Raw genomic sequence first — 25,688 nt, forward strand, 5'->3', positions numbered from 1 at the left:
AGCGTTAGCGAGGATGCAATGAGTTTATTATTAACAGGTGGTATGGGGTACATTGGCAGTCACACGGTTGTTGAGCTGTTATCACGCGATCAAGACGTGGTGATTTTCGATAATTTGGCAAATGCCTCAGAAGCTGTGCTCACTCGAATCGAACAAATTACCAGTCGCAAACCACACTTTGTTAAAGGTGATATTTGCAGCCGTGAAGACCTCGAGCAAGTCTTTAGCAATTTTAACATTGAGGCGGTAATCCATTTTGCTGGCCTTAAAGCCGTTGGCGAGTCAACAGAAATACCACTTAGCTATTATCACAACAATGTCAGTGGCTCGGTAAACTTGTTTGAAGTGATGGCAAAACACCACTGTAAACGCTTGGTGTTTAGCTCGTCAGCAACAGTTTACGGTGAGCACAACCAATCGCCACTCGTTGAGACCATGCCGACATCAGCAACGAACCCCTATGGGCAAACCAAGCTGATGATTGAGCATATTCTGCAAGACTTAGCCAAAAGCGACCCGCAGTGGTCAATCGTGAATTTGCGCTACTTCAACCCGATAGGTGCCCACCAATCAGGGCTAATTGGCGAAAACCCCAAAGGTATTCCCAATAACTTATTGCCCTATGTCGCGCAAGTGGCGGTAGGGCGTTTAGCACAGCTAAGCGTGTTTGGTGATGATTACGATACGCCAGACGGCACAGGGGTAAGGGATTACATTCACGTTGTCGATTTAGCCAAGGGGCATGTTAAAGCGCTTAACAAGCTCACCGACTTACCGGGCTGTCACGCCATTAACCTTGGCACCGGTAATGGTACATCGGTACTTGAAATAGTCGAGACCTTTAAGGCCGCTAGCGGTAAAGACATTCCTTATCAAATCGTGCCGCGCAGAGCGGGTGATATCGCCACCGTGTTTGCTGAGGCGAGCAAAGCAAAAGAGCTGCTTAATTGGCAAACAGAGCTGGATTTAAGTGCCATGATAGCTGATACATGGCGTTGGCAATCAATGAATCCCAATGGGTATGAGTAATGATGCTGACAAGTCGTCAACCTTATTTAGGATGGGTCATTAACATGAAAAAGAGCACCGCAGGTGCTCTTTTTTTAGCTGACTTGCTGGGCTTGTTCATCTGCCCAAGCAAGTGCTTGGTTATAAAACTCAACGGTTTGCTCTTTATCGAGCTGAAGCTTATCCATCACTAAGCTTGTTTTGTCCCATTCTGCTCGCTCAATCAGCTCTAGCAGTGTGATTAGTGCCGCCATAACCCCTTTCTTTGTCAGTAAGGTGTCTTTGATTTCTTGTGACAATGGCAGTTTTTCGAGTACGGTTTCTATATCTTCATCTAAGATCGCATCGATCAACGACAATAAGCCAGTTAAGAAGGCGATTGAATTATCCAGTGGCGGAGTAACCTTCGTAGCGACAAGTTCACAGAATTTTGCCCGTGCCATGGATAAGTTAATAAGCTCTGACGGCTTGTCTGGGTTGACATTGGCTGCAAACATCAAACCGATAAAACGTTTTAGTTCCGCTGAGCCCAAAATGACGAGGGCTTGTTTGATTGTCGCAATTTCACTGCGGCGTCTAAATATCGGTGAGTTAGCATAGCGCAATAGCTTGTATGAAAGCGTCACATCACGCTCAAAAACCGAAGTGATGCTCGCCAAATCAAGCTCTGGTTTGCTAGTTTCATACAAAAGCTCAGCCATCGCAATTTGTGATGGCGACAAGTTTTTGGTTTTTACCATTTCTGGCTTGGAAAAGAAGTACCCTTGAAAGTATTCAAAACCTAATTCCAGGGCTTGGTTGTACTCTTCGTACGTTTCTACTTTCTCTGCCAACAGCTGAATATGAGGATATTTAGCGATGGCTTGTTTTATTTCTTTAATTTGCTCGAAAGAGGTGTCTTGAATATCAATTTTAATGATCTTGATATAAGGGTAAAAATGCGCCCACACGTTTTGATGGATATAGTCATCTAACGCTAAGGTGTAGCCCTTTTGGTGAAGGTCTTGGCAAAGCGCCAACAGCTTTTTGCCCGGCTTAATGGTTTCTAGAATTTCGACAACCACTTCTTCCTTGGTTAGCATGGCAGGGTAGCCTTTGCTCAAGGTATCTAGTGTAAAGTTGATAAAAGCTGGCTTGTTACCCGTGAACTCGTGTATTCCCATGTTAAATTGGCTAGCTTCAACCATTTTACTGGTTGCTACGTCACCATCAATTTCTGGGAAAACGTTATCTATGCTATCTCTAAATAACAATTCGTAGGCGAAGAGATTTTTGTTTTTATCAAGTATGGGTTGACGCGCTGCATAAAAATACATCGAGTAAAAATCCTTAGCGAAATTCTGTATGGCACGTGAGTAAGTGATGGTGTTAAACGCTTGTTAGCTAATAACTGCTCATTGCCGTAAAACTGATATTTAACCAAAGTTTATTACGGTTTTAGCAGCGCTAAAACTAGTTTTTAAACGCGTTCGTTAATAGTCTGTTAGCTTACTCACAAAAATTTAACGCACTATAAGGTAAAGCACGCCAGATAGCCAATTTTTTGTCTCAAATTATGGCCTATCTAGCGCTAAATAATCCGTCACCTGTGCAGAAAGAAAACGACCCAGATAGCCTAGCTACAGGTGAGTAAGTACTCGGCAGCTACTCCTGTTGCAATTGATTAAATATTTGCTCAGGCTCGGTGTTATTTGAGTCGATTAAGCGACTAACAATAAAACCAGCAACAAAAGCAACGATAAAGCCCGGCACGATTTCGTATAAGTCGAATATACCGCCGCTCAGTTGCTTCCATACCACCACTGTGATGGCACCGCTGGCAATGGCGGCAATAGCGCCAAACTTATTAAATTTAGACCAAAACAAGGCCAGTATGACCGTTGGCCCAAATGCTGCCCCAAAGCCTGCCCAAGCATAGCTCACTAAATCAAGCACGCTACTTTCTGGATTTGTCGCAATCAAGGTCGAAATAATCGCGATTACCGCAAGTGACAGGCGCGACAGCCAAACCAGCTCTTTTTCGCTGGCGTCACGCTTGCTGATGTGTTTGTAAAAATCTTCCACAATGACGCTTGAGCACACCAGTAATTGTGAATCGATGGTACTCATGATCGCCGATAAAATGGCGGCGATAAGTAAACCTGCCAGCCAAGGGTTTAACACGGCAGAGGCGAGCTGTAAAAATACGGTTTCAGGATTTTCCAGTGGCTGGTCGGCAAAATAAGCAAGGCCAACTAGACCAACGGCTAGTGCGCCAGCAAGTGAAACGACCATCCAAACCATGGCAATGTTACGCGATGTCGGGATGTCGCTTGTCGAGCGAATTGCCATAAAGCGGCTGAGAATGTGTGGCTGGCCAAAATAACCTAATCCCCAAGCCATCAATGAAATAAAGCCTAACCAGGTAAAGTTTTTAAATAAATTGTCGTAATCGGGGTTAATGGCTGCAATGGCTGTTGTTGTTTGCTCTAGCCCGCCGAGCGCACTGATGGCGGCAATCGGCAGGAAAATAAGGGCGATCAACATCAAGCACCCTTGGAAAAAGTCAGTCCAGCTGACTGCTAAAAAGCCGCCGAGAAAAGTGTAAGTAACAATCACTAATGCACCAACCACTAGTGCTTGCGTGTAATCAAGTCCAAACACTTTTTCAAATAAAATGGCGCCGCCAACTAAGCCTGATGATACGTAAAAGGTAAAAAACAAAAGAATGGTGAGGGCAGAGATAAAGCGCAAAATATGTGATTTGTCGTTGAATCGATTCTCGAAAAACTCAGGCAATGTTAGGGAATCATTGGCGTTGGCGGTGAACTGTCGCAGGCGAGGGGCGACAATAAGCCAGTTACAAAAAGCACCAATCACCAAGCCAACACCAATCCAAACTTCACTGGCACCCGAGAGGTAAATAGCGCCGGGTAGGCCAAGCAATAGCCAGCCACTCATATCCGATGCCCCTACGCTTAGCGCGGTAACGGCTGGCCCTAACTGGCGTCCGCCAAGAATGTAATCACTCAAGGTGTCTGTTGCGCGATAGGCAATGAAGCCGATGGAAAGTATGGCTAGTAAGTAACCGATAAAGGTGACAAGGGTGGGAAGGGATGTTGTCATTATATTATTCTTGCTAGATGACTGATTATCCAGCCATGCTAACAAGAATCAAATGCCTGTTCCACTTTAGTCAACAATTGTGAATAGGCAAGAGTAAACAGAGGTTAACAACAGAGGGCTAGACTAAATAGACCACTGAATATTTTTGTTAATATTCTCTTTCCATTGGTTGAGTGACTCTGTTTTATCACCAACGACAATCACCTGGTTTTTGCCATGCTTAAATGACTTACCATTGAGTTTCTCATCGCTAAATGCTTCCGCAAACGCCACTTCGTCACGCTCAGGTACGATAAACACATTGACTGGCGATGATTCTCCTTGAAACACTAAATGTAAACTCTTAATGCCATCGAAACGGCAATAGTCAGCGGCGATAAGCTGGCCAATCATGTCGATAAAGTTACCGTCAAAGGTCGACATTTTGTTATTCAACGACGCCAACGTAATGTTTGCCGGCATATCATTGCTAAAATTATCTTGCTCGTAGTACACATGCGCCATCGCGTAGTCACCTACGTTGTTATAGGCGCTTGAAAACTGCAGCATATTAACGGTTAAGCCAACGGCAAAAGCAACGGATGCTGCTAACGCCAAATGAATACGACTTTTGCGCTTTTGTTGCTGATGACTTGCCATCGCTTGACGCAAGATCAGCTTATTACTCAAATCCTCTGGTACAGGTACTTTTAGTGCTTGCGCTATTTTACTGTCTAATTCCTCAATTTCTTGAGCAAATTGTGCGCGAGACTCATCCGCCTGCTTGGCAGCTAAAAATTCCGGATCCTGACTATTGGGTGCAGCATACAAATGTCGCCTAAACTGCAAATCATCCACTATAGTTACCTCTTTTCACTGGTTCTTTGTCTAAAGCATCTTTGAGCTGATTGCGCGCTCTGAACAACCGTGTCATGACAGTGTTCTTATTGAGCCCAAGCATTTCGGCGATATCTTCGCCACTAAACCCACCGATCACCTGAAGTACAAGTGGCTCACGGTATTCCTCTGGCATTTTTGCAATGCGCTCACGTAGCCAGTGGTTTTCGATTTCTTGCTCGGTACTGGTCGATAGGTGATCAGTAATCGATGCTTCTTCATATTCGCCCATGTCAAAACGTTTACGCTCGAAGCGGCGTGCATTTTCACGACGTAAAATAGTGATTAACCAAGACTTGGCGGCTTTTTCATCTTTCAATGAGTCTAACGCACGCCAAGCTCTTAAAAAGGTTTCTTGCACTAGGTCTTCCGCTACTTGCTTGTCATGAGTTAACCAATACGCATAACGGAATAAATCGGTATGTAACGCTTTAACTAAGGCTTCATATCTAACTTGTTTTGTACTCATGCTGGATGAGACCTTAGCAGTGGTTAAATTATTTCGAATTTTTTTTATCATTGAGGATCCGGACAGCTAGCGCCACTGAATATAGCGCTAGCTTAACCGGAACTTGCTTGATAAGACAGAAAAAAGTGCGCTAAAGCGCACCTATCCCATGCGAAAAAGAGTGTGTTATGGGTTTAATTGAGGTAACGCGTCAGCATTCTTTTGTTGTTGCTGTTTACTGATGCGATTGATAGCACTAACCAGTGCATTGCCTGACCATGAACACGCTTGACCACTAAAGCAATAGCGCTGTAACTCGTCAATTGCTTCATTCAGCGCTGTGTCTTGGCTAACTTGTTTTAGCTCGGCGATGGTTTCAACGGCTTTGCCTTTTTCATCTATAAATTGCTCAGATGCGCCGTTTACTTGATTAAACCAAGCAACGAGCAAGCCTATTGCCTTGTGACCGTCTTGTTGCTGGCAGGCGGCAATCAGCGCCAATTGTGCGTTGCTTACGGGCATGTTTTTTTCACTAATTTGCTTACTTTGGCTGTTCTTTCGCGCTCGGCGAGTCAGCTCTGTCGTTGCCCAAGCAAGGCTAGTCGCTATCCACAAACTCAAAAACACCCATTGTAGCCAATGCGCCTGATAAACAGTAACTGGCGCTGTGCTTGTTGAAGGTGCGCTGCCCGTTATTGGGTTTGAACTGGCATCGACACTTGCGATGGGGGCTGTATTGCCCTGTTCTCCAGGAAATGCTCCAGCAAATTCACCTGCTACCACGTCAATGGTTTTGGCCGGTAATATCGCTTTTTCGATGCGCTTGGTAACTGTGTTAAACCAAGGAACTTCTAGCGCTGGCAAGGTGTATTGACCCGGTCTACTAATGACGATCGCAAAATTACTCACCGCTTGGCTGACATGGCGGCCATTTGCCGCATTAGCATGTGTGGTTTGCTGATCGGGGTAAATTTTAATCCCTTGCGGTGCCGTTAACTCGATATCGGGTAATTGCTCTTCGCTCACGCCAACCGCAGTTAAGGTGATGGTACGAGTGATTGGCTCACCAACGCGAAACGCTTCGCCTGAGGAAGTATCCGGTTGCCATTCTTCGTGCAGGGTTAGTAATTCGCTGGGTAACCAATGACCTGAAAAGCTTGCTGGCATGGGTTTTACGGTAATTGGCACTTCGTCACCTAAGACGCTAATGGCTTTACTTTCACCAAATGACATAAAGCTATTACGGCGACCCGATTGCATCATGATTTCACCGCTAAACATTGGTGATCGTAAGACAAACTCACCGCTTTGTTGTGGCGTCACCGAGAAGGTGCGCGTGATCACGCGATAACGCTTACCATTGACGCGGGTGTCAGATTCAGCATCTTTGCCCACTTGCACTATGGTTGCGCCTTCAAGCTCTGGCTCCGTTAAACTGCCACGCTTTAATTCGGCACCAATGTGAATGTTAACCGTCAAGGTCAGCATTTGTTGCACATACACTTCGGTATTAGACACTTGTGCTGTGATAAAAACATCGCGTTGTTGGCTCGCCGCTGGGTCATTGGCATCGAGCACAGTCAAGGTGATGGGATCGGTTTGCTGGTTTTCAATGGTCAGCGGCGGAATCGTGATATTGCCCATTCGACGGGGAATTAATAGCGTCTGCCACGTCGTGGTGCGAGTCGTGTTGAAATTAATCATGCTTGTTTGCGAACTCACTGACGTGCGACCGACAATAAAGTCAGCTAACAGCTTTGATGTATCAAGCGCGTTAGAGTCAACATCATCGTCTGCAACTATGGTAAGGACAACGGATTCTTTGACCGTGACCGGGTTTTTATCAACGCTTGCGGTGATTTTACTGAGCGCAAGGCTTGTTGGTGAAAAGCATAGTCCCACTGTTATCAAGGTCACTAGCCATAACATTCTTACCACTTTTTCTTAACTCCGTTATTTGAACCTTCTTGGCGTCTTTTTTGATATTCCAACTGCATTTTGTTACGTAGCAATAAGTACGGGTCGTCTGTGACTTTCTTGAGCAGTTGTTGATGTTTTTGCGCTTGCTCTTGATCTTGCGGGTCACCTAAGCTTCCTGCCTGAGCTTGTTGATTAGTCTCTTCGGGCGCTTGGCTTTGTTGTGCTTGCGGATCTCCTGCTTGCTCGTTTTCAGGCGTATTTTCTGAATCCGATGGCTCCGGTTGCTGTGAGCCGCTATCAGGAGGTGATTGATCTTGCTGGCTATTGTTTTGCTCATTGTTTTCTTGAGCGTTGTTTTGCTGATCACTATTTTGCTGGGCGCTGTCCTGTTGGTCTGAACTCTGCTCGTTGTTTTGCTCAGCATCGCTTTGTTGATCTTGTTGGTTTTGCGATTGGTCGCCTTGGCTGTCATCACCTTGCTGTTGACTTTCCTTGTCTGAGCTATTGTCAGCGTTTTGCTCTGAGTCATTATCTGAGTTTTGCTGATTTTGTTGTTGGTTTTTCAACTCTTCAATCAATGCTTTGTTAGCTTTTGCATCGCTGTGTTCAGGTGACATCGCTAATGCTTGCTCATAGGCGTTAATCGCTTCGTCAAATTGCTGCATTTTAGCCAGCGCGTTGCCCTGATTGTAATAGCCTTGCGCACTGTCTAATTCAGCAAAGGCTTTTGCCGCTCCTTGAAAATCGCCGGCCTTGTACATAGCCGAGCCTTTCCACATGGGATCGTTAAACGTCTTGGCTGCTTGCTCGAATGCTTGCTGATCAAAGGCTTTTTGGCCTTGTTGATCTTTAGTTTGCCACAGGCTTTGCCAGTCAAGCGCCAGCGCCTGCTCACTGGGGGTGAGTAGCAAAGCTGCTGGTAATAGCCCCAACAACACACCACGACGAAAATAGGGGAGTAGTAACAGCAACACGGCAACCAGCAAGTAAGGGCCAGCTTCTTGCCACTGGTCTCCTAAATTTTGATCACCTAAATTCTGCTCGCTGCTAGCTAATTCCTCCGGGCTCTCGTTTTTCTCTTGGGCGAGTTTGGCATTGTTAATTAACGCTTCGACGTCGGCGTTGTCATTGCGAATGGTTTGGTATTCGCCGCTACTTTTTCCTGCAACGCCATATAAATATTGATCTGAAAGTCTAGGCACGACAATTGCGCCGCGATCATCTTTGAGCAGCTCGCCGTTGGGTAATTTGATCGGCGCGCCTTGACGAGAGCCGATACCTAAAATATTCACTGTGTGCGGATATTGCGCTGACCAGTCGTTTAAGTCTCGAATATCCTCTTGGTCGATACCGTCGGTAAACCAATAAATATCCCCTTCGACGTGCCCAGCATTGGCTAGCATCTGCTGGGCAAGGTCGAGTGCTGCAAGTGGGTTACTGCCCAGCGCAGGCATTAGCTCTGGGCTAAGTGAAGGCAACAGTAACTTGATGTTATTGATATCTTGCGTTAGTGGGCTAATCACAAATGCATCGCCGGCGTAGGCCACTAAACCAATATCGCCTTCGTTAAGACTATCCAGTAAATCAACGGCCTTAAAGCGTGCACGCGTTAAACGGTTGGGTGATAAATCCGTTGCGTACATGGAATAAGACATATCCATTACGATGACCGAACCTCGCTCAACCTGATACACTGGCTGTGGGAGCTTTTGCCAAGTCGGGCCTGCGAGCGCCAAAATGGCTAAAGCATACATTACACAAGCAGGGATAACTGATAAGCCTTTGGATGGGCCACCTTGCTCCATCATTCTCGCGGCTAAATGTGGCGGTAAAATACTCGACCAACTGCTATGGCTTACTTGCAGGCGCTTAATTAACCAAACGATGACGGGTAGCGCAATGAGTGCTAGTAGCCAAAGTGGTCGAATAAAATGAAACTCTGTCATGGTTAAGCTTCCTTTTTTTCGCCAAGTAGCTGATTGAACCGTCTAGCATTTGGCAGATTAAGCCACAATAAATGCAATGTAGCGATAACCATGGCTAACCCCAACGGCCAGAAAAACAATGCAGTCAGTGGCCGCATTTGCTGCTGATCTTGCTCAACCGGCTCGAGCTGATCGAGTAGCTGATAAATTTGTGCCATTGATTCACTGTCGCGCGCGCGAAAATATCGGCCTCCAGTTTGCTCGGCAAGCTCGGTTAGGGTCTTTTCATCTAACTCGCTTGACGGGTTGACTTGGCGCATACCAAACAATGAGCGTTGGAGCATGACATCAGCGCCAATACCTATCGTGTAAATCGTTATGCCCTTAGCGACAGCCAGCTCTAATGCTTGCTCTGGGGTTATTTTTCCTGCGGTGTTTTGTCCATCGGTGAGTAACAGCAACACGCGGTTTGATTCTGCTTTTTGCTCAAAGCGCTTTACCGCCAAACCAATGGCATCGCCAATCGCTGTTTTTTGGCCGACCAAGCCGAGTACGGTTTCATCCAGCATTTGCCCCACTGTTTCGCGATCAAAAGTCATCGGGGTTTGCATGTAAGCGTCATCGCCAAACAGAATCAGGCCAAGGCGATCACCAACACGGCGCTCAATAAAGTCGCCTAACAACACTTTGAGCATTTGTAATCGATTAACTGTGCTGCCGTTAAGGGACATGTCTTCAACGCGCATACTGCCCGATAAATCGACGGCAATCATCATTTCGCGCCCTTCGGTGGGAATATCAATGGGCTCACCTAGCCATTGTGGGCGACTGGCGGCAATCACTAATAAAATCCACACTAAACAAAGTACCGCGATGGAAAGTTTTTTACTGGTGTCGGTTTGCGCGCCAGCGTCTAACCCTGTAACCAGTGCAGGAACTTTGAGCGCAGCAACTTGTACTTGTCGTTTAGCGGGTAAAAAATACACCAGTAAAGGGAGTGGCAATGCGAGTAGTAAGTATGGCCAAGCAAAACTAATCATCTTGACCTCTAACAGCGTTGGTCTTCATTTTATTTGTATACGTTTTTTTGTGTGCCTTTGGAGCAGGCAGCGCATGGGTTAACCAAAAGCGAATGGCTTGGTTAAAATCATTGAGGTTAATGTCGGCATTGGCTTGATAAATACCTGCGATATTTTCTGGCATTAGCTGGTCAAAACTGGCTTGTTTCTTAGGCGGCAAAGCCGCTACCAAGAAAGCTCGCAAGTTACTGCCGAATAGCTTAGCGGTATCTTGACGAGGGTAATAGCTGACCAAAGCAAGCTTGAGCAGTTGGCTACTGCTCGCTAAGGTGTCAGCGCTTGCAAGCGCTGCTAATAATTTTCGCTGCGTTTTTCGCACCTTGCGATAGCGCACCCATGCCATTACTGACCACACACAAAGGCTGATGGCGAGCACAAGTAATATCCACCAGCCTGGGGCAATAGGTAGATCGGATACTGGGGTGGGTAGATGGATATCTTTTAGTTGCGCTAACGGATCCATTGGTGCGCTCCGTCGATTAGCTGCTGTTCAAGTGATTCGCCTGCTGACAAGGTCAGTAACCGAGCGCCTGCTTGGCGAAATAGCTGCTGGCGCTCTGTCATTAAATCGCTCACTTTGTCGTGATAAGTTTGTGCTGCGTGTTGATCGCCCAAGGTGACTTGTTGGCGCTGGCTGCCATCGGTCATCGCCACGTTTAAACGTTGGGCTGAACTGGGTAAGGCAACTTCCAGCGGGTCAGTGATCAAGCAAACAATGAGCTCGCAATGGCGGCTTAATTGTGACAAGTGGCGAACACTTTCGCTGCCAATGGCGTGACCATCGGTAATCAAATACACAAGGCTGCCCGGCTTAGACAACTGCCTTAGGCGCTGGCAATTTTGCGCAAACGCGGTGACAAAGTCATGTTCGGCTAGGTTGGTTTGCTCGTTGTAGCTTTGCGCATGCATGGCTTCGAGGTGGTGAAGGTAGTGCAGCACCCCTTGCTTGCGCGATCTTGGCTTACACTCTTGGTGACTGGTTTCGTTAAATACCATACCACCTAAGCGATCACCGCGCGCTTTAGCATGCCAAGCCACCAAGGCGGCAATATGGGCAGCTTGTACAGACTTGCACAATAACTGGCTGCCAAAGAGCATGCTAGTACTGAGATCTGTGGCAATTAACACCGGGCGCTCAATTTCTTCGCGGTAAAGTTTGGTGTGCGTTTTCCCCGTGCGGGCCGTCACGCGCCAATCAATCGCGCGAATGTCGTCACCGTGCTGATAATGGCGAACTTCGTCAAACTCCATGCCTCGGCCTTTACTGCGCGATAAATAGTTACCCGACATACGTGAGGTTTGATTGCGCGAGGCCTTCAAGTCAATCAAGCTGGTTTTACTTTGATAACGCAACAACTCGTCGATAGTGAGGGTTAGGCCATCACTTTTTAGCTCATTTAGCGTTTGCGTGAGTACGGCAAATTTGTCTGTGTCGCTTTGGCGACTGAACCATTTCATTGATCACCTACTAAGCTATTGCCACCAAAGACAATAAGTGGCTAATTACTTGGTTGGTCGTCACCCCTTCGGCTTCGGCTTGGTAGGTCAACAGTAAGCGGTGTCGTAACACATTGTGAACAACTGCTTGAACATCTTCTGGGCTGACAAAGTCGCGGTTGTGTAGCCACGCTCGTGCACGCGCACAGCGATCGAGCGCAATAGTGGCTCGTGGGCTGGCGCCAAACGCGAGCCATTGTTTGAGCTTGTCGTCATATTTTTCCGGTTGGCGAGTGGCAATGATCAAATCAACAATATATTGCTCAACCGCTGGTGCCATGTGAATTTTTAATACTTCTTCTCGAGCGGCAAAAATTTCTGCTTGCGATAGTGTGCGCAGTGGTTTGCTTTCTACTTTTAATGCTTCGCCGCGATTGAGTTTCAATATCTCCAATTCACTGGCTGCGTCGGGGTAGCTAACGTCGAGGTGCATTAAAAAGCGATCTAATTGCGCTTCTGGCAGTGGGTAAGTGCCTTCTTGCTCCAACGGGTTTTGCGTTGCCATAACTAAAAACAGCTCTGGTAACTGATAAGTTTTTCGGCCAACGGTAATTTGCCCTTCCGCCATGGCTTCAAGTAGTGCCGATTGCACTTTGGCTGGCGCCCGGTTGATTTCATCGGCTAACACCAGGTTTCTAAACAATGGTCCTGATTGAAAGACAAATGTACCGTCTTCTGGGCGATAAATATCAGTACCGGTTAAATCTGCGGGTAATAAATCGGGGGTAAATTGCACGCGGTGAAAATCGGCCTCTAAGCCATCTGCCAGTGCGTTAACTGCGCGTGTTTTGGCAAGGCCCGGTGGCCCCTCAACAATTAGATGACCATTGGCGAGTAGGGCGATTAACAGGTTTTCGACCATGTCTTGCTGGCCAATAATTTGCTGAGATAAGTGCTCTTTAAGAGTTGAAAAATGCTCGATAGTCATAAGAATTGTTTACTATTTATCTTCTATTTTTATGTGTTTACGACAAACTTCGTGAAAATGTAATGAGTGTCGCAATATGACGTTGTTTTTTATATAAGGTTCAAACTATTTAATGCAAGCTAAAACTTGTAAGAAAATCTCCCACACTTAATTAAAAGGGGAAATTTTCTCAAGAAGGATTGGTATTGTTGAAAAAAAAATCGTAGCGGTTAGAATTGACTAAAACTCCGAGAGGTCAGACCTCTTTAGAAAAGAGAGATACAAATGCCCAAAAACAAAGTGTCCCAAACCATTACTACGCCAAAAGGAGAGCGCATTGCCGTCGTTGCTGGCTTGCGTACCCCGTTTGCTAAGCAAGCGACAGCCTTCCACGGCGTTCCTGCTGTCGATTTAGGCAAAATGGTCGTCAACGAATTAATGCAAAAACATGAAATCGATCCCAAGATCGTTGATCAATTAGTCTTTGGTCAAGTGGTGCAAATGCCCGAAGCGCCAAACATCGCTCGTGAAATTGTCTTAGGCACGGGGATGAATGTTCATACCGATGCGTACAGCGTATCGCGCGCCTGTGCAACCAGTTTCCAATCAACAGTAAATGTGGCCGAATCTATCATGGCTGGCGTCGTTGATGTCGGTATCGCTGGTGGTGCAGACTCTTCGTCGGTAGCACCTATTGGCGTGACCAAAAAGCTTGCCAAAACCTTACTCGACCTCTCAAAAGCCAAGACTATGGGGCAAAAATTTGCCCTCATTAGGCAGTTGGGGTTAAAAGATTTACTACCTGTGCCGCCTGCGGTTGCTGAATATTCAACGGGCTTGTCAATGGGACAAACCGCAGAGCAAATGGCAAAAAGTCACGGTATTACTCGCCAAGCACAAGATGAATTGGCGCACCGCTCGCACGTGCTTGCCACTGAAAGCTGGGCAGCGGGCAAGTTAGCTAATGAAGTGATGGCCGCGCATCCGCAGCCACATAAATCCTTTATTGATAAAGACAACTGTATCCGTGAAAACTCAGAGCTGGCCGGTTATGCCAAATTAAAGCCTGTATTTGATCGCAAACACGGCTCGGTAACTGCGGCCAATAGTACAGCACTTACTGATGGTGCTGCTGCGGTTGTATTGATGCGTGAAGGCCGCGCTAAAGAGTTGGGCTACAAACCGCTTGGCTACATCAAAAGTTACGGTTTCGCCGCCATTGATGTCTGGGAAGACATGTTAATGGGGCCTAGCTATGCCACACCGATTGCATTGGCACGCGCCGGCATGGAATTAAGTGATTTAACCTTGATTGAAATGCACGAAGCGTTTGCTGCGCAGGCGCTAGCCAACATGAAAATGTTTGGCTCAACCAAGTTTGCTAAAGAGCATTTAGGTCGCGATAAGGCTATCGGTGAAATTGATATGGATAAATTCAATGTAATGGGCGGCTCGCTGGCCTATGGTCACCCATTTGCTGCGACCGGTGCGCGCCTAATCACTCAAACATTGAATGAACTAAATCGTCGTGGTGGTGGCGTTGGTTTAACAACTGCCTGTGCGGCCGGCGGCCTTGGTGCGGCCATGATTGTGGAGACAGACTAATGACTCAGGTAACAACTCAAACAAGCAAGCAAGCAGCAGAACAAGCGGCAGAGCAAGCAAAAAACGCTGACAACAGTGTGTTTACATTAACTCGTCAAGAAAACGGTATTGCGCATCTGATCATGGATGTACCGGGCGAAAGCATGAATACGCTCAAAGCCGAATTCACAGAACAAGTCACCGAAATGCTTAAAGCAATCAAAGATGACAGCAGTATCACTGGCATTGTTGTTGTCAGCGGTAAAAAAGACTCGTTTGTGGCAGGTGCCGATATCAATATGCTTGCTAGCTGTAAATCAGCCGCAGAAGTGACGAGCTTATCTCGCCATGGCCATATGGTTTTTGATCAAATGGAGAAGTTTCCTAAACCGATTATTGCCGCCATTAACGGCCCGTGTTTAGGTGGTGGTTTAGAGCTAGCGATGGCGTGTCATGCGCGCATTTGTAGCGATAGCCCGAAAACCGCATTAGGTGTGCCAGAAGTACAGTTAGGCCTGTTACCCGGTGGCGGTGGTACACAGCGACTACCTAAGCTTGTGGGTATTCAAAAAGCACTGGACATGATGCTTACAGGCAAGCAGCTGCGCGCTAAACAAGCATTGAAAATCGGTTTGGTGGATGATGTCGTACCGAATACTATTTTGCTCGAAACAGCCGAGAAGTTAGCACTTGCTGGCAAGGTTAAAGCGAAAAAGCTCAAGCGCTCATTGGTTGACAACTTACTGGAAGGTAACTCAATTGGTCGCAAGATTGTGTTTGATCAAGCCAGTAAATCCGTACTTGCTAAAACCAAAGGTAATTACCCTGCACCACTAAAAATTATTGATTGTGTGCGCACTGGGGTAGAGCGCTCACCAGCAATGGGGTACCAAGTTGAAGCAGATCATTTTGGTCACTTGGTGATGACGCCTGAATCTGAGCAACTGCGCAACTTATTCTTTGCGACCACTGAAATGAAAAAAGAAGATGGCGTTGCGGGTGTTGCACCTGAAAAAATCAGCAAAGCCGGTGTGCTTGGCGGTGGTTTAATGGGCGGTGGTATTGCTTTTGTCACCGCGACAAAAGCCAAACTGCCGGTACGAGTGAAAGACATTGCTCACAATGGTATTAGTGCGGCGTTGAAGTACAGCTTTGACTTGTTGAATAAAAAAGTTAAACGTCGCTTTATGCGTCATAGCGAAATGCAGAAACAAATGTCGGCCATTACAGGTACCCTTGATTACTCAGGCTTTAATGATGCCGATATCGTGGTCGAAGCCGTCTTTGAAGATTTACCGTTAAAGCAGAAAATGGTCGCGGATGTTGAGCAACACTGTAAGCCAGAAACCATCTTTGCCAGTAATACGTCAAGCTTGCCAATCGGTCAAATTGCTGAAAAAGCACAGCGCCCAGAGAATGTCATCGGTTTACACTATTTTTCGCCAGTAGATAAAATGCCGCTCGCGGAAATTATTGCTCACGAGAAAACTTCTGATCAAACCATTTCAACAACCGTAGCATTCGCTAAAAAACAAGGCAAAACGCCTATTGTTGTGAAAGACAAAGCGGGCTTCTTTGTTAATCGTATTTTAGCGCCATACATGAATGAAGCCGCACGTATGTTGCTTGCTGGTGAACCCATTGAAAAGTTAGACAAAGCGCTAGTGAAGTTTGGTTTCCCTGTTGGTCCAATGCAATTACTCGATGAAGTGGGTATTGATATTGGCGCTAAAATCTCGCCAATTTTAACGGCTGAACTGGGCGAGCGTTTTACGGCACCAGAAGCGTTCGACAGCTTGATCAATGACGGCCGATTGGGTAAGAAATCCAACAAAGGTTTTTACCTTTACGGTAAAGCGGCTAAAAAAGGCAAAAAGCAGGTCGACGAGACCATTTACGGCTTGCTGGGTATCACCCCAAGTGGCAGTTTAACCGAGCAAGAAATTGCCAAACGCAGCGTTTACATGATGCTGAACGAAGCGATGCGCTGTTTAGATGAAGGCGTGGTGCGCAATGCGCGCGATGGTGATATCGGCGCTATTTTTGGTATTGGTTTCCCACCTTTCCTAGGTGGTCCTTACCGCTACATCGATAAAGTTGGCGCGGTGAACATTGTTAACCAACTAAACCAATGGGCGCAGCAGCACGGCGAGCGTTACAAGCCATGCCAAGCGTTAGTTGATATGGCGGAGCAGGGCACTACTTGCTACTAAGCCAATAATGCCAATTCACTGAGCAACAAGCACTCAATGCGTTTGCCAGGGTGCAATGCGTTGTCATTACTAAAGGCGCTATTAATGAAGTCGATTCATTAATAGCGCCTTTTCTTTGTTGCATATCGCTTGCAAATAAAATTGTAGAATATTTGCTCGATTTGCTTTTCATCTCTGAGTGGTTTTGTTATATTTCTGCTCGTTTTTTCATCGGTTTCGAAATGCGCTAGCACACTTGATCAATTGTTGGTGGGTTAGATTAAATTCGCTTGCTGCTTCGAATAATTTTCGCTGAATTTCGTTTAAAACTTAGTATGTGATGGGTGTTGTATTATGTTGTTGCTAGTCGGTGTTTGCTCTTTATTATCTTCACTGTTCTTTTATTGTCAGGCACTGTCAAATGGCCTAGGACGCAGACGTTGGGCGTTAGGTGGCTTAGTGTTTGGCCCCGCGTTATGGCCGATGTTCTGTATGAAAAAACGTATGAAAGTAAATAAAGCGTTTGGCTTTAACTACTTGATTTTTAGGGCTTAATCGCTGCGCTTATCCATTCGAAAAGTCACTCGAAAAAGTCATCCGTAAGCGCTATTCGCAAGAGTAATGGCTAAATTTAGCGTTGGAATTCGGTGGGGTTAGCTAGTGCTGGTTGGTTCAATCGAGTCTTGCTAGCATGATCATTAACAGTCTCAATGACTATTTGGTTAAAAAAAGCTAAGTATTGAAAATACTGTGCTAGCGATTCAATAGATACGCTAACTTCCCTGTAGCATATTGTTAATAAGTTTGGTTTGTTGTTACTGCTTTTAAACAAAACTAATTTTTACTGCCACCAAGCCGAAGCTGATGTTTCTTTAAATTCGATTGCCGCAGCAATCTTGTTCTCACTGGGCTTTTTAACGAAAAGCGATTTGATAAAACCAAACATTAGATACGGCTTCCACGACGCTTCTGGCTAGCTAGTTCAACTTGTTCACTGATTCTACTGCCACGACGCTTTTGGCTCACTAATTCCGTTTCTTCACTAATGCGGCTGCCTCGACGCTTTTGGCTGACTAATTCCATTTCTTCACTGATGCGGCTACCACGACGTTTTTGACTCGCCAGCTCAATGCTTTCGATGATTCTGCTGCCGCGGCGCTTTTGGCTGAACAGTGTTGCAGCATCGGCATCCACAACTTGTTCTGGCTGAACGGCTGCCGGTTGCGTTAAAGACATTGAAAGTGACATTAGAATAGAAGTTAACATTTTGTTTTTCCTTATGGTTATTGGTTAATTCCACATAAGGTTTAGCTAAATATATGCCACTATTTTTGCTATTGTTGATTTTTTTAAGTTTTTGATTTTTAAGGTTATTTGTTGTTTTTCGTGCTGGGAAAATCGATAAGCGCAGAGAAATGTCAAAATATTGCCAAGTGAGCGGCAACAATACCAACAAGGGGCAAAATGTTGGCGTTTAACCGCATTTAGCTGTGAAGGAAGTTTGTTGATTTATCCGTAATTTGGTAGCTGAGTAAGTACTTCTGAAAATCGTTTTCCGGTAGAGGTTTGCTATAAAGATAGCCTTGCAGTTGTTCACAGCCGAGCCCTGATAAGAAGCTTAGCTGATTGTTGTTTTCCACCCCTTCTGCAACGACTTGCATGCCAAGGTTATGTGCAATGGTAACTATCGTTGCCACCATGTTACGACCTTGATCAGAGCTTTCAATATCATCGACGAACGCTTTGTCGATTTTTAAGGTATTGAGCGGGAATTTCTTTAAATAAGCTAAAGAAGAGTAACCCGTGCCAAAGTCATCTAGCGCTAAATGTATGCCCATCGAGCGAATTTGCAGCATAGTATCAATGGCTTGTTGCGGCGAGTCCATAACCGTACCTTCAGTGATCTCTAGTTCGAGGTGCTTAGCCGGTAACTGACTCTCTGCCAAAATGTTGGCGATCATCTGCGGTAAGTTCGGCTGAGTGAACTGCACAGCAGACAAGTTAACGGCAACTCGGCCATCAAATAAACCCGCATCTATCCAACGCTTAGTGGCAAAACAGGATTTGCGTAAGACTATCTCACCAATGTCGATAATTTGTCCGGTTTCCTCAGAAATCGGAATAAATGCCAGCGGGCTAATTATTCCCTTGGTTGGGGTTTCAAAGCGCACTAATGCTTCCATACCGGCAACTTTACCGCTGGCGATATCGATCTTGGGTTGATAGAAAACCGAGAAGTAATCTTCTTTTAGGCCGTGGCGAATTAAGGTTTCTATTTGGATGCGCTTGACCGCCTGCTTGTTCATCGAATCACTGAAGAACTGATAGCGATTACCGCCGTTGTCTTTGGCGTGATACATAGCGGTATCGGCATTTTTCAGCAGCTCAGCAGGGGTTGCGCCATCTTCAGGGTAGAGCACAATGCCAATACTACTGAATAAGACGATTTCTTGATTCTTTATTTTTAGCGGCTGAGCAATACTGTTGAGTATCTCTTTTGCGAGTGTCGTAACGGTATGGATATCGTTAGTGTTCTCAATAATGACACTGAATTCATCACCGCCTAAGCGGTAGACACTAATGCGTTTGCCACCAATGCGGGCGATGCGCTTGGCCACTTCAACCAATATCATGTCACCTACTTGGTGACCCATAGAGTCATTAATTTTCTTAAAGTTATCGAGGTCAAATACCAGCAATGCATGGGCGGTTTTGCTTTTTACCAAACGCAGTTGATTGGCTTGGAAGTAAGAGCGATTAGGCAGGCCGGTTAGGGTGTCTGAATTGGCCAGACGGCGCAGCTCTGCGTCTGATTTTTTTCGCTCGGTAACATCAGAAAATACGCCGACAAAATGGGAAATATTGCCACTTTCATCGCGAATGGCATCGAGTGTAAGGTCACAGTAGTAGAGCTGCTCGTCATCGCGCAGGCTCTCAATTTCACCTTGCCAGCTGCCCTCGACCATTAACTGCTTCTTGATGGCTTGAGAAAAAGTGTTCGGGTAGCGGTTAAATTGTAGCTGTTCGCCCATGACCTCCGCTTTACTTTGTCCTGTGATACGCGTGAATGACTCGTTGACGTCGATAGTCGCGAACTGACGGTCGTAAATAACAACGGCATCAGAGATGTTCTCAATACACTTGGCAAACAGCTTGAGCCTTTCTTCCGCTTTTTTGATTTGGGTAATGTCTTTGAGCGTCCCTGTCATACGCACTGGCGTACCTTGTTCATCGCGTTCGACCACTTTTCCGCGATCTAGCACCCAGACCCAATTTTCTTGCTTATCCATAACGCGATAAGTTGTTTCAAAGTGATCGGTCTTTTTGTCGAAATGTTCTTCGATGGCCGCGGTTACACGCTTAATATCATTGGGGTGGATATTGGTTTGCTCTGCGCCAACATTGCGTTTGCCGTCTTGTGGAAAATCTAAGATCCCCCAAATGTTCGAACGGAAAATTTTTTGCGAGTGAACATTCCAATCCCACATCTCGTCACCACTGCCCCAAAGTGACAGCTTGAGACGCTCTTCACTTTTCTTGATTTGATAGAGGTATTCATGGCGATGGCGCAGCTGTTGAACAAAGTATGTGAGCAGCAAAATAGTTGCTAATCCATAAAGCACAATGGCACTGGTGCTAAGCCACCAAGGTGGAGAAATCGTAAAGTTCAATTGCGAACGCTGAGTCAACTCGGGGGCAAAAACATCGAAAACTTCAATTTCGAAGCTGTAATGACCTGGGCTTAGGTTGGTATATGTCGCGCGTCGGTTGTCTGGCGTGGTATCAATCCAAGTTTCTTCAAGACCGATTAACCGGTAGCGATAGATAGTTTGGTTCGCCAGCGCTGGGTTGGGTGAGACAAACTCAAAGCTCAGGGGAAAGTCTCGGTAGCCAATGGTAAATGATTTAGCGTTGGCTAGATTAAGCGGCAGCTCTTGCTCACTGAATGCGGGTAAGGTTTTGATTGATTTATTGGCAATGGTGACATCGTTGATCACTGGCGTATTTAGCTGCTGTTGTGCGTTAAATAACTGCTGTGGTCGGAAGCGAATATAGCCTTTAGGGCTACCCACATAAGCCCAACCCTGTGATGTTAACAGCGCAGAGTGCGCATTAAATTCAATGTGATCTAGTCCGTAATCGCGATCAAACTGTTTGAGTATTTTGGTTTTGCTATCAATGACACCAATTCCTTTATTGGTGGCAAACCATAAGTTGCTATCTGCAGACATCAGCATATCGGCGATATAGCTGTTGTTTAAGCCGTTATTTTCACTGAACGTGGAAATTTTGTTCGTGACCAAGTCGACATGAATAATGCCTTTGCCACTGGCCGCTAACCATAAGTTTTGTCGTTTAAGCTGCATATTGCTCACCATAAGTGATTGCAACTCAGTTTCGGATAGCGAGTAGACTAGTTCAAAGCGTTGCTCGGCAATGGAAAACCGATAGATGGTTTGGCTCTCGGTGAGCAGCAATAAGCTATCTACAGAGTGATCTTGGAGCAGGGTGATAGCTTGCTCCCCTTCGGGAATAAAGGTTTGAGATTGCTCGGTTTGCCCTGAAAAGCAACTGAGATGGCCAGCCGAGTTGATTTGACAGATCGCCTCGTCGATGGCGACCAATTCTTGTAACGATTGTGCCGACGGTGGCCAGTTGATGTGCTTTTTGAGGGCTAACGAATTAATATCTAGCTCGTATAAGGCCTCGCCATAGGTTTTAAGCCACAATGTGCGCTCATCTTTATAGTGAATTTGTGCCACATCCAGTGGGACATTAACTAATTCGGCGCTATCTCCGTCAACCGCTTGTTGAAAGAGCTGTCCCGATTCATTGGTAAACCAAACAAGACCATTGTCGTCTTGGGCAAAAGAGCTTAGCCATAGGTCGCCCGTATCGCTGGTATGGGGGCCTGATTGAAGTAGGCGACTACTGATTTTGTGAACTTTTACACCGCCTCCGTAGGTGCCAAACCACAGGTTGCCAACTTTATCTTGAAAAGAGGTCATCACCCAAGGTTCTTCAAATTCATTGGGGGCGCTACCTCGCTTGGCGACCTGAACCGTTGATAAGGTGAGCAGGTCAATGGCATTGATACCTTCTTTGCTACCGACCCATAGCTCACTGCCTTTGGTGGCTAAAATCGAACGAACTTGATTGGAAAGCAATTGATAGTTTGTCGATTTTTGATTGAGGTGATGTTGTAACTGGTAATTTTTATCGACAATGTAAATACCATTGTCTGTCGCTAGCCAGTAATTTTCAGCAACCTGCTTAATGTCGAAAATTGAGCTGGCGTCAATTGTAAAATTCCACTGACTAGTGGTTGTGGTGTTCTCTTTGAGGTGTTTAACCAACGTAAAATTCTGATTCGCTAGGTAAGCACCATCATCAAAAGTGCCTAGCCAAAAGTTACCTTTGCCGTCTTGGTGAATACTTTTTACTGCACTGAAACTTTCATTGTTGCTTTCATTGCGCACGAGCGTAAATTCGCCAGTCGCCGTGTTGAACTGGTGTAAACCTGTATCGGTTGCTACCAGTAACTGAGTGCCAGCTAGTTGCGCGTGGATATTGTCTGCGCGGATCTCATCAATAGTCCAAATAACGTTATCGGATAAGGTGTTGCGCGCGGTTTCATTTCGCGTGTAATTGGTGAAATCATTGGTGGCGGGGTTATAGCGGCTGAGGCCATTGCCCGTGCCAACCCAAAGGGTTTGTTGACTGTCGATAAACAGCGTTCTGATATAGTTGTCGGCGATAGAATTAGCGTCTTTCATATCGTGACGATAGTGAACAAATTCGTGGCCGTCGTAGCGATTCAAACCATCGGCGGTAGCAAACCACATAAATCCTTGTTCATCTTGAATAATTGAAAACACATAGCTTTGTGACAAGCCATCGACGGTGGTGAGTTGTTGGAATTTAAAGTCGCTGACCGTATTGCTGGCAAAACTGGTCACACTCGTTGTCAGTAACACGAATAGGCTGAATAAAAACAGCCAAAAAGGGGATGGTTTATTAATTGAAAGAACAGCCAAATTGTTTGCCTTGCAGCTCGAAAGCTGAACTAGGTCACTTATTATAATTATTTGCTTACATTTAATCGAAAGCACATCAACAAGTCAATATAACTGGTTGATTACTGTACAACTAAAAGATTAACCGGGCGCATATTGTACTATATATCGCAGCATAACTGCGGCTTTATCCTTTTTATTAGTACTTGAGCGCGGCTTTTTCTGGTAATTCGCTGGGTGACTTGACGAGTTGAGCTGCCCTTTGTTGCCACTTCTGCGTTTGTGCTTCGTTTTGCGCGGAAACTAAGGTTAGCCTGTTGAGGTATTCGCCTTGGTTATTCTGACTGAGGTGTTGAGTTAAGCTCTGGCTAACGAATGCGATAATTTCGCTTAGCTCGACATTGTTAATGGCATTTAACAACCTTTGCTTGCGGTCAAAGGTAAAGTCTTGATTGGATATTGCCGCCCAAAAACGTTGGCTCTTCGTGCGCAAGCTGGTGTCTTTTTCGGCCAATTGAGCGCTTAGCCCAAACTTGAAGGTTTGCCATTGTGCTTCTGAGACGCCGGTTAATTTTTGACACACAGTTTCGATGAACTCGTCAATTGCCTCAACTAATTTGGCCGCCGAGGTGTGGGGCGATTGAATGTAAAAGGCAATGCCAGGATAGCGGTTAATGGGAATATAACCGACATTAACTAAATAACCATATTGCTTTTCGGTGCGCATTTCCTGAAAGAAAAGTGGCGCGAGAAAATGGCTAGTAAGCATAGTCAGCGCCGTGGTATGCTCGCTTTTTTCTACTTGCGGGTAATAACAAACGGCAGCGTGGTCGTGCTCTGGCATCAACACAGGCAGCACGTACTCTTGTTGCTCTGCGATGTTGATCACAGGGCAGCTAACGTGATTGCGACCGTCAAAGCAATGATTAAAGCCGTCTTGAATTTGTTTGGCGATTGCTTGGGCGTGCTTTTCCAGCCAGTTTCCATGGATCAATACGTCGAGTGTGATGTGTTCGAACAATCTGCCGCAAAAGCGCAAAAACTGCGCAAACGAAATGCTGCTGATCGCTGCTAATAGCTCTGCTGCAGAAGGGTTATTAGGCTGCATGGCAGCGCTAAGGGTTGCGAACAGCTGGGAGATAGATTTGTTTTTATCAGCATTTTGCCATTGTTTGATATGTTGTTTTTTACTCAGCTCAAACGCTTGCTCGCTAAAGTCATGACGCATTAGGCTGGCGAGCAGACGCTCCAAGAGTAATGGCTGTTTTTCGCTAAGCCCGGAAATTTGCAGTGTCATTCCACCTTGGTGTGCGTATAGATGATAGTGAATACCTGCTAACTCGGCATCGTAGTGCTCTTCTGTGACTTGGTCACCAAAAATATCAACAAACATTCGAGTCATCACGATATTGGCTGTTGAGGCGATGGCGAGCGGAGAATCAATCCCAATGTAGATATAACCTTTGGGTACCTTATAGGTTGTATCCTGCTTATACCAAACACAAAGGCCATTGTGATTGTCTATCATGGCTGGCCTGCTGGATTCATGACTGTGTGACCAAATTTTCGGGGCCGCAATGATATATGGATTAGGCGCTGGTAATGTTAAGTCTGGATGAATGGCGATATCTTGCCATCGAGCAAGAGTTGCTTCTGCGATCGGTTGAATATGATACGGAACTTGGTACCAAGGGCTGAGTTTGTCGCATCTATAATGTTGACCTATTTTGATGATGCGACAGTTGCGAGGCGATAAAAATGTCAGTAAATATTCAACGCTGTCATCACACATGCCAGTCATCAGGTAATCACCAGCAATATAATCTTCGACGGGGTAGTGCTGCATATTAACAGCAAGCTGATTAACCGAATCGAGCGGCTTGAGCCGCTCCATGTAATCAAAAGCAATACGCGTCAACTTTTGTTTTTCATTGTAAAAGTTATGTGGCAGCGGTCTTTGTTTCAATAACTGGATATAGCTAAACACCACATCTAACACTTGCTCGATATTGGCTTCGCCATACTCGGTCAATGAGATACTAATATTAAAATCTTTGAAGTTGGAGCCGTTAATACCCGAGCCTGCGGTTAATGCCATGGCTAAGTGCTGGCGTTTTAGTAAAGATAAAATGCTCCCTTTACCTTCGTGTCCAAGCAGGTAGGTAAGTACTGACTCTGGTTTGTGCTGATAATATTTATCTATGCCAGGCATGGCAAAGCTAACGATGAGTTGTCGTTCTTCTTTGACTGGGGTTACGGCAATTTCTTGCGCTAAATGCTCTGCTAAATAAAGTGGTGCCGATATCTCGGCTTTTTCACCGCCTGCCTTTATCCCAGAAAAATATTGCGTTGCTAACTGTTTTAACTCGGCAACGGTTTGCGGCCCCTCAAGTGCAAGCGTCATCAGGTTTGCGCGGTAGTTGCGCTCAAAATACGCCATAATATCAGCTTGGGCATTTTGCCCAGGGCGATCTGCTAGGGTTTCGAGGTTACCGACTGAAAATTGCGAAAACGGGTGAGCCGGGTTGACCGTTGCCTTGTGAACATCGTAAAGGCGGCGGATATCGTCTTTGAGTTTAAGCTTAAACTCCGCATCAATGTTTTGTCGTTCAGATTCGACAAAGGCTTCACTTAGTAATGGGCTGATAAAAAAGTCAGCAAAGCGCGCCAGTGCATCGGCTAAGTAATTGCTTTGTATATCAAAAAAGAAACATGTGTGTTCAGTGCCAGTCCACGCATTGTGATGGCCACCGTGTTGACTAATGAATTTTTGATATTCACTACCATCAGGGTAGTTTTTTGTACCTAAAAACAGCATGTGCTCAACAAAGTGAGCCAAGCCTTCGCGATCTTGCGGATCGTCAAAATGGCCTGCGTTGATGGCAAGCGCCGCTGCTGCTTTTTCCGATTCCGTATTTTGGATCAGTAACACCCGCAAGCCGTTGCTTAGCGTTATTGGCAGGTAGTGTTTTTTATCGTTAGGGCTTTGTTTCAACATAAATTCCCATATCACACTTGTATCGAACAGCACGATCGGAAAGTCGTGTTTATACTTTTGATTATAGCGTTGTTTTTGTTATAAATTACTTGACGGAATAAGGCCAGTTTATTTTATTCTTAACAGTTGTTA

The 25,688-nt window shown here is 45.7% G+C and carries 17 protein-coding genes; 4 read left to right on the top strand and 13 right to left on the bottom strand.

All coding sequences use genetic code 11. The features are described from left to right. Positions 1–18 precede the first annotated feature (18 nt). The gene (gene galE, locus DXX93_RS05875) at positions 19–1,029 is read left to right on the top strand and encodes a UDP-glucose 4-epimerase GalE (RefSeq protein WP_116007275.1); all 1,011 of its coding nucleotides are present in this window, start codon (positions 19–21) and stop codon (positions 1,027–1,029) included. Positions 1,030–1,103: 74 nt separating this feature from the next. Here galE and DXX93_RS05880 read toward each other — a convergent pair whose 3' ends face one another. The 10 genes from DXX93_RS05880 to DXX93_RS05925 form a co-directional block, all read right to left on the bottom strand. Then, on the bottom strand, positions 1,104–2,324 hold the full coding sequence (locus DXX93_RS05880) for an EAL and HDOD domain-containing protein (RefSeq protein WP_116007276.1): 1,221 nt from the start codon (positions 2,322–2,324) through the stop codon (positions 1,104–1,106). A 328-nt stretch (positions 2,325–2,652) separates the two neighbouring features. Further along, on the bottom strand, positions 2,653–4,113 hold the full coding sequence (gene putP / locus DXX93_RS05885; RefSeq protein WP_116007277.1) for a sodium/proline symporter PutP: 1,461 nt from the start codon (positions 4,111–4,113) through the stop codon (positions 2,653–2,655). A 123-nt stretch (positions 4,114–4,236) separates the two neighbouring features. Then, on the bottom strand, positions 4,237–4,950 hold the full coding sequence (locus tag DXX93_RS05890; RefSeq protein WP_116007278.1) for a DUF3379 family protein: 714 nt from the start codon (positions 4,948–4,950) through the stop codon (positions 4,237–4,239). After that, a complete protein-coding gene (locus DXX93_RS05895) occupies positions 4,943–5,509 on the bottom strand; it encodes a sigma-70 family RNA polymerase sigma factor (protein ID WP_116007279.1) in 567 nt (188 codons plus the stop codon). The genes DXX93_RS05890 and DXX93_RS05895 overlap by 8 nt, the downstream gene beginning before the upstream one ends. A 114-nt stretch (positions 5,510–5,623) precedes the next feature. Beyond that, positions 5,624–7,366 carry a BatD family protein gene (locus tag DXX93_RS05900; protein WP_116007280.1) on the bottom strand — a complete coding sequence of 581 codons (1,743 nt, stop codon included), beginning with the start codon at positions 7,364–7,366 and terminating at the stop codon, positions 5,624–5,626. Positions 7,367–7,368: 2 nt separating this feature from the next. Continuing rightward, on the bottom strand, positions 7,369–9,303 hold the full coding sequence (locus DXX93_RS05905) for a vWA domain-containing protein (RefSeq protein ID WP_116007281.1): 1,935 nt from the start codon (positions 9,301–9,303) through the stop codon (positions 7,369–7,371). Between the two features lie 2 nt (positions 9,304–9,305). Then, positions 9,306–10,322, bottom strand: coding sequence for a vWA domain-containing protein (locus DXX93_RS05910; RefSeq protein WP_116007282.1), 1,017 nt, complete (start codon positions 10,320–10,322; stop codon positions 9,306–9,308). Next, positions 10,315–10,824, bottom strand: coding sequence for a DUF4381 domain-containing protein (locus tag DXX93_RS05915; protein WP_116007283.1), 510 nt, complete (start codon positions 10,822–10,824; stop codon positions 10,315–10,317). Before DXX93_RS05915 ends, DXX93_RS05910 begins: the two co-directional genes overlap by 8 nt. After that, positions 10,812–11,819, bottom strand: a complete 1,008-nt coding sequence (locus tag DXX93_RS05920; RefSeq protein ID WP_116007284.1) for a DUF58 domain-containing protein — start codon at positions 11,817–11,819, stop codon at positions 10,812–10,814. The genes DXX93_RS05915 and DXX93_RS05920 overlap by 13 nt, the downstream gene beginning before the upstream one ends. A 10-nt stretch (positions 11,820–11,829) precedes the next feature. Continuing rightward, positions 11,830–12,786, bottom strand: a complete 957-nt coding sequence (locus DXX93_RS05925) for an AAA family ATPase (protein ID WP_116007285.1) — start codon at positions 12,784–12,786, stop codon at positions 11,830–11,832. Between the two features lie 264 nt (positions 12,787–13,050). Here DXX93_RS05925 and fadI point away from each other — a divergent pair, with 264 nt between their 5' ends. The 3 genes from fadI to DXX93_RS20705 all read left to right on the top strand — a co-directional run bounded on the left by fadI (position 13,051) and on the right by DXX93_RS20705 (position 17,096). Continuing rightward, a complete protein-coding gene (gene fadI, locus DXX93_RS05930) occupies positions 13,051–14,370 on the top strand; it encodes an acetyl-CoA C-acyltransferase FadI (protein ID WP_116007286.1) in 1,320 nt (439 codons plus the stop codon). Continuing rightward, a complete protein-coding gene (gene fadJ, locus DXX93_RS05935) occupies positions 14,370–16,562 on the top strand; it encodes a fatty acid oxidation complex subunit alpha FadJ (protein ID WP_116007287.1) in 2,193 nt (730 codons plus the stop codon). Before fadI ends, fadJ begins: the two co-directional genes overlap by 1 nt. A 333-nt stretch (positions 16,563–16,895) precedes the next feature. Then, entirely contained in the window at positions 16,896–17,096 is a 201-nt protein-coding gene (locus DXX93_RS20705) for a hypothetical protein (RefSeq protein ID WP_147302646.1), read from the top strand. A 390-nt stretch (positions 17,097–17,486) separates the two neighbouring features. Here DXX93_RS20705 and DXX93_RS05940 read toward each other — a convergent pair whose 3' ends face one another. From DXX93_RS05940 to DXX93_RS05950, 3 genes are all read right to left on the bottom strand, one after another. Next, positions 17,487–17,807 (bottom strand): hypothetical protein, encoded by a 321-nt coding sequence (locus DXX93_RS05940; protein WP_116007288.1) that lies wholly within the window; start codon positions 17,805–17,807, stop codon positions 17,487–17,489. A 218-nt stretch (positions 17,808–18,025) separates the two neighbouring features. Beyond that, the gene (locus tag DXX93_RS05945) at positions 18,026–22,579 is read right to left on the bottom strand and encodes an EAL domain-containing protein (protein WP_181902156.1); all 4,554 of its coding nucleotides are present in this window, start codon (positions 22,577–22,579) and stop codon (positions 18,026–18,028) included. Between the two features lie 178 nt (positions 22,580–22,757). Further along, positions 22,758–25,556 carry an insulinase family protein gene (locus DXX93_RS05950; protein WP_116007290.1) on the bottom strand — a complete coding sequence of 933 codons (2,799 nt, stop codon included), beginning with the start codon at positions 25,554–25,556 and terminating at the stop codon, positions 22,758–22,760. Positions 25,557–25,688: the final 132 nt, after the last annotated feature.

Source organism: Thalassotalea euphylliae (assembly GCF_003390335.1).
Lineage (GTDB): Bacteria > Pseudomonadota > Gammaproteobacteria > Enterobacterales > Alteromonadaceae > Thalassotalea_F > Thalassotalea_F euphylliae_B.

What these genes read in the sequence shown, in the direction of transcription:
- galE (WP_116007275.1), top strand. Translation starts at nt 19, where the DNA reads ATGAGTTTATTATTAACAGGTGGTATGGGGTACATTGGCAGTCACACG.
- DXX93_RS05880 (WP_116007276.1), bottom strand. Translation starts at nt 2,324, where the DNA reads ATGTATTTTTATGCAGCGCGTCAACCCATACTTGATAAAAACAAAAAT.
- putP (WP_116007277.1), bottom strand. Translation starts at nt 4,113, where the DNA reads ATGACAACATCCCTTCCCACCCTTGTCACCTTTATCGGTTACTTACTA.
- DXX93_RS05895 (WP_116007279.1), bottom strand. Translation starts at nt 5,509, where the DNA reads ATGATAAAAAAAATTCGAAATAATTTAACCACTGCTAAGGTCTCATCC.
- DXX93_RS05900 (WP_116007280.1), bottom strand. Translation starts at nt 7,366, where the DNA reads ATGTTATGGCTAGTGACCTTGATAACAGTGGGACTATGCTTTTCACCA.
- DXX93_RS05905 (WP_116007281.1), bottom strand. Translation starts at nt 9,303, where the DNA reads ATGACAGAGTTTCATTTTATTCGACCACTTTGGCTACTAGCACTCATT.
- DXX93_RS05910 (WP_116007282.1), bottom strand. Translation starts at nt 10,322, where the DNA reads ATGATTAGTTTTGCTTGGCCATACTTACTACTCGCATTGCCACTCCCT.
- DXX93_RS05915 (WP_116007283.1), bottom strand. Translation starts at nt 10,824, where the DNA reads ATGGATCCGTTAGCGCAACTAAAAGATATCCATCTACCCACCCCAGTA.
- DXX93_RS05920 (WP_116007284.1), bottom strand. Translation starts at nt 11,819, where the DNA reads ATGAAATGGTTCAGTCGCCAAAGCGACACAGACAAATTTGCCGTACTC.
- DXX93_RS05925 (WP_116007285.1), bottom strand. Translation starts at nt 12,786, where the DNA reads ATGACTATCGAGCATTTTTCAACTCTTAAAGAGCACTTATCTCAGCAA.
- fadI (WP_116007286.1), top strand. Translation starts at nt 13,051, where the DNA reads ATGCCCAAAAACAAAGTGTCCCAAACCATTACTACGCCAAAAGGAGAG.
- fadJ (WP_116007287.1), top strand. Translation starts at nt 14,370, where the DNA reads ATGACTCAGGTAACAACTCAAACAAGCAAGCAAGCAGCAGAACAAGCG.
- DXX93_RS20705 (WP_147302646.1), top strand. Translation starts at nt 16,896, where the DNA reads ATGTTGTTGCTAGTCGGTGTTTGCTCTTTATTATCTTCACTGTTCTTT.
- DXX93_RS05940 (WP_116007288.1), bottom strand. Translation starts at nt 17,807, where the DNA reads ATGTTAACTTCTATTCTAATGTCACTTTCAATGTCTTTAACGCAACCG.
- DXX93_RS05950 (WP_116007290.1), bottom strand. Translation starts at nt 25,556, where the DNA reads ATGTTGAAACAAAGCCCTAACGATAAAAAACACTACCTGCCAATAACG.